Source organism: Kitasatospora sp. NPDC054768 (assembly GCF_053612025.1).
Window position 1 is genome coordinate 65721 of the sequence record NZ_JBSHBN010000024.1, and the last position, 8903, is coordinate 74623.

The window sequence follows — 8903 nt, forward strand, 5'->3', positions numbered from 1 at the left end:
GGTGGCCAAGGCTTGCTCCTGCGGTGGTGCTGCACCACCGGGACACCCGGTGGTGGCGGCCGGCACGGCCGCCCTGCCATGATGGCCAGTCCAAAGCGGCCTTCTCCAGGGCCAATCTCTAGCAAGTGGACTTATTCAGCCATGGTCGACTGGCACACCACCGTCACCCCGCCCGCCCTGGCGCGGCTGCTCGCCACCGCCCGGCTCCCCGAGCCGGCCGCCGCCCGCCGCCCCGCCTACCGCACCCTGGCCGGACAGATCCGGCTGCTGGTCACCGAGGGCCGGCTGCCGGTCGGCGCCCGGCTGCCCGCCGAACGCGAGCTGGCCACCGCCCTCGCGATGAGCCGCACCACCGTCGCCACCGCGTACGAGACCCTGCGCGGCGACGGCTACCTGCGCAGCCGGCGCGGCGCGGGCAGCTGGACCGCCCTGCCCGAGGGCGCCCCGCCACCCAGCGAGGCCCTGCACCCCGTCCCGCCGGACGAGCAGAGCCGCATGCTGGACCTCGGCGTCGCCGCCCCGCCCGCCCCGCAGCCCTGGGTCGGCCAGGCCGCCGCCCGGGCCGTCGAACAACTGCCGCACTACGCCGCCGGACACGGCCACTACCCCACCGGCGTCCCGGTGCTGCGCGAGGCCGTCGCCCGCCGCTTCACCGAGCGCGGACTGCCCACCACCCCCGACCAGATCCTGATCACCACCGGCGCCATGGGCGCCCTGCACCTGCTCCAGCGGGCCCTGATCGGCCGCGGCGACCGGGTCGCCGTCGAGGCGCCCAGCTACGCGAACACCCTGCAGGCGCTGCGGCTGGCCGGTGCGCGCCTGGTCCCGGTGCCGTACGCCTGGACTCCGCGGCCCACCTGGGACCTCGACGAGTGGCGGCGGGTGCTGCGCGGCGCCGGCCCCAAGGTCGCCTACCTGATCCCGGACTTCCACAACCCGACCGGCACCCTGATCGACGAGGAACAGCGCCGCGAACTGCTGGCCGCCGCCCGGGCCGCCGGAAGCATCGTGCTGGCGGACGAGACCACCGCCGAACTCGGCTGGGGCGTCCCGCCCTCCACCCCGCTGCCGCGCCCCATGGCCGCACTGGACCGCTCCGCCCAGGTGGTCACCGTCGGCTCGGCGGGCAAGCTGCTCTGGGGCGGTCTGCGGATCGGCTGGGTCCGGGCCGCGCCGGCGCTGGTGCGCCGACTGGCCACCGAGCGGGTCTACAGCGACGTCGGCACCCCGGTGCTGGACCAGCTGATCGCCGCCGAACTGCTGGGCGAACTGCTGCCCGATGTCCGGGAGCACCAGCTGACCCGGCTGCGGGCCACCGCGCGGGCCTTCGCCGCCGCGCTGCCCGAACGGCTGCCCGACTGGAGCTTCACCATGCCGACCGGCGGTCTCTCGCTGTGGGTCTCCACCGGCGGCCTGTCCGGCGCCGCGCTGGCCCGGGCCGGGGAGCGCGGCGGGGTCCGGATCGCCTCGGGCAACCGCTTCGGCTCGGACGGCGCCTTCGAGCACCATATCCGTCTCCCGGTCACCGTGCCCGCCGCGACCGTCCCCGCCGCCGTCGAACGCCTCGCCGCCCTGGCCGCCCAGGCGGCGGCCGACGGACGGCTCGAACCGGCCGACGAGGCCCAGCCGCTGGCGGTCTGACAGCTCGTCAGCGACATGCGATCGGCCGGTGCGCGGCCCCGGGACAGGCGAAAGCCCCTGGCGCGCACCGGCCTCGGCGCATCCGGACGAGCCGCGACCGGCCGCCCACCGGCCTGCCGGTGGGCGGGTCTCCTGCCGGGAGGTGCTAGCAGTGGCCGGCCCGGCCGCGCCAACCCGTCACCGGCAGCGCGAACTTGGCCACCAGCCGGTCGGTGAACGGCGCCCGGTGCAGCCTCGCCAGCCGCACCGGAGTCCGGCCCCGACGGACCTCCACCCGCGCCCCGGCGGGCAGTTCGACCGAACGCCGCCCGTCGCACCAGAGCACACCGTGCGGCGTCTTGGGCTGCACCTCGACCGCCAGCACCGACTCCGGCGAGGTCACCAGCGGGCGGGCGAACAGCGCGTGCGCGGAGATCGGCACCATCAGCAGCGCCTCCACCTCCGGCCACACCACCGGCCCGCCGCCGGAGAACGCGTACGCGGTGGAGCCGGTCGGCGTCGCGCACACCACGCCGTCACAGCCGAAGTTGGAGACCGGGCGGCCATCCACCTCGGTCACCACCTCCAGCATCCGCTCCCGCGCCGCCTTCTCGATCGAGGCCTCGTTCAGCGCCCAGTCCTCGTGGACCACATCGCCGTTGGTGCGGACGATGACATCGATCGTCATCCGCTCCTCGACCTCGTAGTCCGCGTCCACCACCCGCTCCACCACCACGGCCAGGTCGTCCCGCTCGGCCTCGGCGAGGAAGCCCACCCGGCCCAGGTTGATCCCGAGCATCGGCAGCCCGTGCGAGCGCGCCAGCTCCGCCCCGCGCAGCAGCGTCCCGTCCCCGCCGGCCACCAGGATCAGCTCGCAGCCGTCCGCCGCCCCGGGGCCCTCCGCCATCTTCTCGACGCCCTCCGGCAGGTCCAGGTCGACCGCCTCGGTCTCCAGCAGTCTGATCCGAAGACCCGCCTTCAGCAGCCCGTGCACCAGGGCCTCGACGCTGCGCAGCGCCGCCTCCCGGCCCGTGTGCGCGATCAGGAAGACCGTACGTTCTTCATCGCTCATGCCGCTGCCCTCTCCCTAACGCCTGCCGGGTCGCCCTTGGCCCCGGTGCGGCCGCGCCATACGGCATGACGGGCCGGACGCTCGCAAGGCACCCTACCGGGGCCCCTCCGCCACGGCCCGGTCCGCCTCCGCGGGGTCCAGCTGCGGGGCGTCCCGGCGCAGCCAGAGGAAGTACTCGACGTTGCCGGACGGCCCCGGCAGGGGGCTCGCGGTGACCGCGCGCACGCCCAGCCCGAGCTCCCACGCCTGCCCCGCGACCTGGCGCACCATCTCGGCGCGCAGCTGCGGGCTGCGCACCACGCCACCGCTGCCCAGACGCTCCTTGCCGATCTCGAACTGGGGCTTGACCATCAGCACCAGGTCGGCGTCCCCGGCCGCGCAGGAGGCGAGGGCCGGGAGCACCAGGCCCAGCGAGATGAACGACAGGTCGCCCACCACCAGGTCCACCGGGGTGCCGCCGATCAGGTCCGGGGTCAGCTCGCGCACATTGGTGCGGTCCATCACGGTGACCCGGTCGTCGCTCTGCAGCGACCAGGCCAGCTGCCCGTACCCGACGTCCACCGCCAGCACCCGCGCGGCCCCGGCCCGCAGCAGCACGTCGGTGAAGCCGCCGGTGGAGGCGCCCGCGTCCAGCGCCCGGCGGCCCTCGACCACCAGGCCCTGCGGTACGAAGGCCGCGAACGCGCCGGCGAGCTTGTGGCCGCCGCGCGAGACGTAGTCGGGGTCGTTGTCGTCCTTGGCCACCACGACCGCCGCCGAGGTCTCCACCTGGGTGGCCGGCTTGGTCGCGGTGGTGCCGCCGACGGTCACCCGGCCGGCCGCGATCAGCTCGGACGCGTGCTCACGCGATCGGGCCAGCTTGCGGCGGACCAGTTCCGCGTCGAGTCGGCGTCGTGCCACTGCCACTGGTGTTCAGCTCCTACGGATCCTGCGGGTCATTCCTGATCGAGCGCGGCCAGTGTGTCGACCAGCCGCTGGTGAACATCTTCGTACACCGCGACGTGTGCCTCGGCCGGGACCCCGTCCAGAGCCTCCAGCCGGGCCAGGCCGGCGTCCACTCCGGGGTGGCCGGTGAGGACCGGCTCGACGCCCAGCGGCTCCACGGGGGCGATCATGTCCGACGCCCCGGCGTCCCGGACGGACTCGGGCGGTTCACTCGTCCCGGGCATCGGGCTTCTTCGTGCTGGTGGCCTTGCGGACGGTGGTCCTCCTGGTCGCGGCACGCTTCGCGGGCGTCCCTGACCGGGTGGCGGCCTCGGACCGGGCCTCGGTCTGCTTGGCGGTGGCGGTCTTCTTCACGGTCGTCGTCTTCTTCTTCGCGGTGGCCTTCCCGGCCGCCGTCCCCTTCCTGGCCGTCCCCTTCCCTGCCGTCCCCGTCGTCGCCGGCTTCTCGGCCGCGCTCTTCCTCGGTGTGCTCTTCTTGGCGGCGCTCTTCTTCGCCGGACTCTCCCCGGCGGCGCTCTTCTTCGCCGGACTCTCCCCGGCGGCGCTCTCCTCGGCCGCGGGCGCCTCCGGCGGGACCGGGGCGGCCCGGGACACGGGCGGAACCGGTGGATCGACCTCGACCGGCTCGTCCACCTCCACCCGCTCGGCGACTATCGGCTCCCCCGTCGCCGGGACCGCCGAGCGCTCCTCCTCGAACTCCCAGCCGCGCCCGAACAGGTCACCGGCCCGCGGCGCCGGCACCGGCTCCTCGGCCTCGTACGACTCCGGCCCGGACCCGGCCGCCGGGGCCTCCTCCTCGACCTCGCGCAGCTTGGTCTCCAGGTACGCCAGCACCACGCCGACCTTGGTCACCTGGTCGCCGACCTTCTCGAAGACCTTCTCCGCCTCGTTGCGCGCCACACCGACCGCCAGGTCCACCCCGGCGCGCCCGGCGGTGACCGCCTCCCCGGCCAGGGTCTGCAAGGTCTCCACCGACGGCGGGAACTGGCCGCCCAGCCGGCGCTCGACCCCGGCGACGTCCACCCCGGCCTTCTCCAGGATCGAGGTCGCCGTCCCGACGACCAGCTTGCCGACCTCCTCGACCACTCCGGCGGCGGTCTCCACCACTCCCCGAACCGTCCTCGGCAGCATCCGGGTGCCTCCCAATCGCGTACGCGCGTCGCTCCGTCGCCCTCAGTACCCGGGCCGTTCCGGGCACCCCACGGACGACGTCCGGGCACCCCACGGACGACGCTACCGCCAAAACCCGCCTGAGGTACCGTGGCCCGCAGTCAGCACCGTAACGACCGGGGGAGGGAGCCGCCCCGTGGCGAACGCCGAGGAGTGCCGGGAGGCACTGGAGCAGCTCAGCCGGAACATGGCGAAGTCCACCGGCGACGTCCGCAAGGCCGCGGCCCTCGACCGTTCGCTCAGCTGCCGGATCACCGACCTCGACCTGACCTTCACCGGGCGACTGCGCGACGGCCGGATCCAGGACGTGGTGGTCTCCCCCGGCGCCCCGGCCGGGAAGGCGGAGATCCGGCTCACCATGACCAGCGACGACCTGGTCGCACTGGTCGGCGGGCGGCTCGGCTTCGCCTCCGCCTGGGCGAGCGGCCGGGTCAGGCTGGAGGCGGGCTTCCGCGACCTGCTGCGACTGCGCACCCTGCTCTGAGCCGGGCCGCCGAACCGGTCCCGAGTTCGGCCGCCGGGCCCGTCCCGGACCCGTCCCGGTGCCGTCGGACCCGGCCGTCGGACCCGGCGCTGCCGAGGGCGGCCCCGGGTCGACCGCCGACCTGTTCTCAGAACCCCAGATCGGCCAGTGCCTTGCGGCCGTCCACCGGCGCGCCGCCCGCGTCCAGCACCGTCCACGCCGCCGCGCACAGCGCCCGCAGGCCGTCCCAGCGGTCCCCCGCCCCGGACAGCCGCAGCACACCGGCCTCGACGCCCGCGACCCAGCCGCCGCACCCGAAGCCGCCGTCCACGGCCGCCACCGCGGGGTGGGGGACGAGCAGTCCGCGCAGGTCGGCGGCCAGGTAGGTCGGCCGGTGCTCGACCGGGGCCGCCAGCAGCAGCTCCGGCGTGGTCACCCCGGTGAACACCAGCAGGCTGTCCACCCCGCCGTTGAACGCGCCCTCGATGTCGGTGTCCAGCCGGTCCCCGACCACCAGCGGACGCTCCGCACCGGTACGCAGCACGGTCTCCCGGTGCATCGGCGGCAGCGGCTTGCCCGCCACCTCCGGCTCCACCCCGGTCGCCGCCCGCACCGCCGCCACCAGGGTGCCGTTGCCGGGCGCGATGCCACGGGCCCTCGGCACCGTCAGGTCCAGGTTGGACGCCACCCACGGCAGACCGCTCTGCACGGCGTACGAGGCCTCCGCCAGGTCCGTCCACCCCACCGAGGGGTCGAAGCCCTGGACCACCGCGAGCGGACCGTCGGCCAACGAGCGGACCGCGACCAGCCCCAGCTCGGCCAGCGCCTCCTCCAGTCCGAGCCCGCCCACGACCAGCACCTTCGAGCCGGCCGGCACCTTCTCGGCGACCAGCCGGGCGGCGGCCTGGGCCGAGTTGATCACGTCGGCCGGCTCGGCCGGGACGCCCAGCTCGGTCAGGTGCTCCGCCACCACCCGCGGCGGGCGGGAGGCGTTGTTGGTCACGTAGGCGAGCCGCATCCCGGCCGTGCGGGCGGCGTCCAGCGCGTCCACCGCGTGCTCGATCGCGTGCGCGCCCGCGTAGACCACGCCGTCCAGGTCCAGCAGCGCGGTGTCGTACGCGTCGGTCAGCGGCCGCTCGCTGCCGCCGGGGGCGGTCCGTCGCACGGGGGTGGCCGTCTCGGTCATGGCTGCGCTACCTCATTCACTGCGTCGTCGTTCACTGCGTCGTCCGCGCCGCACGTCCTCGTGCGGCGCGGCTTCCGTCACTCGTGCGTGGCGGAGCCTGTCACGGCGTCCGTCACTGGTCCGCCACGGTTTCCGTCACTGGTCCGCCACGGTCTCCGTCGCGGAGTCCGTCACGGTGTACGGCCGGTCCTCGCGCCGACCGGTCAGGCGCCGTCGTCGGCACCGTTGCCCGCGCCGGCGTCGCCCGCCGACCCTCCGGCCGGGCCCTCGGCACCCGCCGGGGGCGCCGCGTACCCGGGTGCTCCCGGCAGCAGCGGGCCGTACGCCCCGGCCCGGGCCGCCAGGGTCGCGCGGGTCTGCCGCAGCGCCTGCCGGTAGTGGTCGCTCTCCGGCCGCATCGCCACGGCCAGCGCCAGGTGCTCGGCGGAAGTCTCGAAATCGCCCAGCCGGGCCGCCGCGACACCCCACCCGAACTGAGCGTAGTCGTCCGCCGGGTCCGCGAGCGCCACGGCACGGAAGTTCCCCAGGGCCGCCGCGTACGAGCCCGCGTCGAACTGGGCCCGCGCCAACGCCTCCCGGATGCTGCGCGATTGCGGCTCGGCCGCCACCGCCCGGGCGAGCAGCTGCTCGGCGGCCGCCGGATGCCCCTGGGCCAGCAGCTGGGCACCCCTTCGGAACCAGTCGTACACGTCCCCGGCGGGCTCCCCGGAACGGCTCTGCCGCGGCACCCCTCCGACCCCGGTACCGTCGACCCCCGCGCTGCCGACCCCTGCGCCGCCGCCCGGTGCTTCGTCGCCCGGTGCACGGACCGGCACGCCGCCGGCCGGAGCATCCCCGCGGGTGGCACCGACCGGCCCGACCGGTCCGCCCGACTCGACCGGGCCGCCGCCGTCCACCCGTTCCTGCCCGTCGTCCATGCCGTACCTCGCCCTCGGTCGCACACCCGGCCCACGACTCGGCACGGGCATTCCGATCTCTCAACAACGCGTACCCGGTTACGATGCCCAGAATGAGCACACCCAGTGCAGAAGACGGAGTCGAGACTCCCGAGGGCGGCCCCGGTGATCCCGGGCACGTCGCCACCGCCGGCCTGTCCCTGTCCCCCTTCCGCGGCCTGCGCTACGTCCCCGACCGGGTCGGCGCCCTGGCCGCGGTGATGTCCCCGCCGTACGACGTCGTGGATCCGGGCCGCCGGCTCGACCTGGAGACCGCCGACCCGCACAACGTGGTCCGGCTGATCCTTCCCAGGCCCGAACCCGAGGACGCCGGCGACCGCCCCGACCGCGACACCCGCTACCGGCACGCCGCCCGGCTCCTGGCCGCCTGGCAACGCGAGGGCATCCTGGCCGCCGACCCCGAGCCCGCGCTCTACGTCTACGAGCAACGGGTGCCGGCCACCGACGACTCCCCCGAACTGCTCCAGCGCGGCCTGATCGGCGCCCTCGCGGTGAGCGGCCGCGAGGGCGGCGTGGTGCTCCCGCACGAGGACGTGATGCCGCGGCCGGTCGCCGACCGGGTCGGCCTGATGCGCACCACCCGGGCCAACCTGGAACCGCTGCTGCTCACCTACCGGGGCAACGGCGGCGCCTCCGGCGTGATCGAACGGACGGTCGAGCGCGAGCCGCTGCTCTCCACCGCCACCAGCGACGGCACCCACCACCGGCTGTGGGCGGTCACCGACCCCGCCGAGATCGCCGGGATCAGCCGCGACCTCGCCACCTGCCGGGCGCTGATCGCCGACGGCCACCACCGCTGGGAGATGTACCTGCGCCTCCAGCGCGAGCACCGCCACCTGCCGCGCAGCCCCTGGGACCGCGGCCTGGTGCTCCTGGTGGACACCGCCCGCTACCCGCTGCGGGTCCGCGCCATCCACCGCGTGCTGTACCGGCTGCCGATGGCCGAGGCACTGGAGCGGCTCGGCGACCAGTGGAAGGTCAAGGAGGTACCCGGGCCGCTGTCCGCCGCGCTCCAGGCCCTCGCCGAGCAGAAGCGGCACGGCGGCAACGGCTTCGTCCTCACCGGCGGCGACGGCGTCTACTGGCTGCTCGGCGAGCCCGAGGAGTCCCTGCTCGACGCCACCGTGCCGCAGGGCCGGCCCGAGGAGTGGCGCCACCTGGATGCCACCGTCCTGCACGCCACCCTGCTGGACCACACCTGGCACGTCCCCGACGGCCCGGACGACATCGGCTACCTGCACACCGCCGTGGCCGCCGAGCAGGAGGCCGCGCGCACCGGCGGCACCGCCGTCCTGCTGCACCCGGTCCGGGAGTCGGTGGTGAGACGGCTGGCCGAACAGGGCGTCACCATGCCGCGCAAGTCCACCTCCTTCGGGCCGAAGCCGGCCACTGGGCTGGTGCTGCGCAACCTCGCGCTGGGCTGACGACGACGCCGGGCCGGACACCGGGCCGGAACGCCGTGAGGCCCTGCCGTTCCCTGGGATTCCAGGG

Annotated in this window: 9 protein-coding genes; 3 read left to right on the forward strand and 6 right to left on the reverse strand. The window is 75.3% G+C overall.

Going from position 1 to position 8903, the window contains the following annotated elements; all coding sequences use genetic code 11:
• The first annotated feature begins 141 nt into the window (after positions 1 to 141).
• Positions 142 to 1641: a MocR-like transcription factor YczR gene (gene yczR / locus ACWGKU_RS10370; RefSeq protein ID WP_401048627.1), complete on the forward strand. Its 1500-nt coding sequence runs from the start codon at positions 142 to 144 to the stop codon at positions 1639 to 1641.
• A gap of 145 nt (positions 1642 to 1786) precedes the next feature.
• Here yczR and ACWGKU_RS10375 read toward each other — a convergent pair whose 3' ends face one another.
• The 4 genes from ACWGKU_RS10375 to ACWGKU_RS10390 all read right to left on the reverse strand — a co-directional run bounded on the left by ACWGKU_RS10375 (position 1787) and on the right by ACWGKU_RS10390 (position 4744).
• Positions 1787 to 2692, reverse strand: coding sequence for an NAD kinase (locus tag ACWGKU_RS10375; protein ID WP_401048625.1), 906 nt, complete (start codon positions 2690 to 2692; stop codon positions 1787 to 1789).
• Between the two features lie 93 nt (positions 2693 to 2785).
• Entirely contained in the window at positions 2786 to 3592 is an 807-nt protein-coding gene (locus ACWGKU_RS10380) for a TlyA family RNA methyltransferase (protein ID WP_359899304.1), read from the reverse strand.
• A gap of 35 nt (positions 3593 to 3627) precedes the next feature.
• Positions 3628 to 3861, reverse strand: coding sequence for a hypothetical protein (locus ACWGKU_RS10385; protein WP_359899185.1), 234 nt, complete (start codon positions 3859 to 3861; stop codon positions 3628 to 3630).
• Positions 3845 to 4744 (reverse strand): hypothetical protein, encoded by a 900-nt coding sequence (locus ACWGKU_RS10390; protein ID WP_452180572.1) that lies wholly within the window; start codon positions 4742 to 4744, stop codon positions 3845 to 3847. The genes ACWGKU_RS10385 and ACWGKU_RS10390 overlap by 17 nt, the downstream gene beginning before the upstream one ends.
• A gap of 199 nt (positions 4745 to 4943) precedes the next feature.
• Between ACWGKU_RS10390 and ACWGKU_RS10395 the strand changes: the two genes are divergently transcribed.
• Positions 4944 to 5291 (forward strand): SCP2 sterol-binding domain-containing protein, encoded by a 348-nt coding sequence (locus tag ACWGKU_RS10395; protein WP_359899181.1) that lies wholly within the window; start codon positions 4944 to 4946, stop codon positions 5289 to 5291.
• Positions 5292 to 5418: 127 nt separating this feature from the next.
• On the opposite strand, the gene ACWGKU_RS10400 is transcribed toward ACWGKU_RS10395, so the two are convergent.
• Both ACWGKU_RS10400 and ACWGKU_RS10405 read right to left on the reverse strand, forming a co-directional pair.
• On the reverse strand, positions 5419 to 6456 hold the full coding sequence (locus ACWGKU_RS10400; RefSeq protein WP_359899179.1) for an HAD-IIA family hydrolase: 1038 nt from the start codon (positions 6454 to 6456) through the stop codon (positions 5419 to 5421).
• Positions 6457 to 6659: 203 nt separating this feature from the next.
• A complete protein-coding gene (locus tag ACWGKU_RS10405; protein WP_452180571.1) occupies positions 6660 to 7373 on the reverse strand; it encodes a tetratricopeptide repeat protein in 714 nt (237 codons plus the stop codon).
• Positions 7374 to 7465: 92 nt separating this feature from the next.
• Between ACWGKU_RS10405 and ACWGKU_RS10410 the strand changes: the two genes are divergently transcribed.
• Positions 7466 to 8836, forward strand: a complete 1371-nt coding sequence (locus ACWGKU_RS10410; protein WP_401049386.1) for a DUF1015 family protein — start codon at positions 7466 to 7468, stop codon at positions 8834 to 8836.
• The last annotated feature ends 67 nt before the right edge of the window (positions 8837 to 8903 follow it).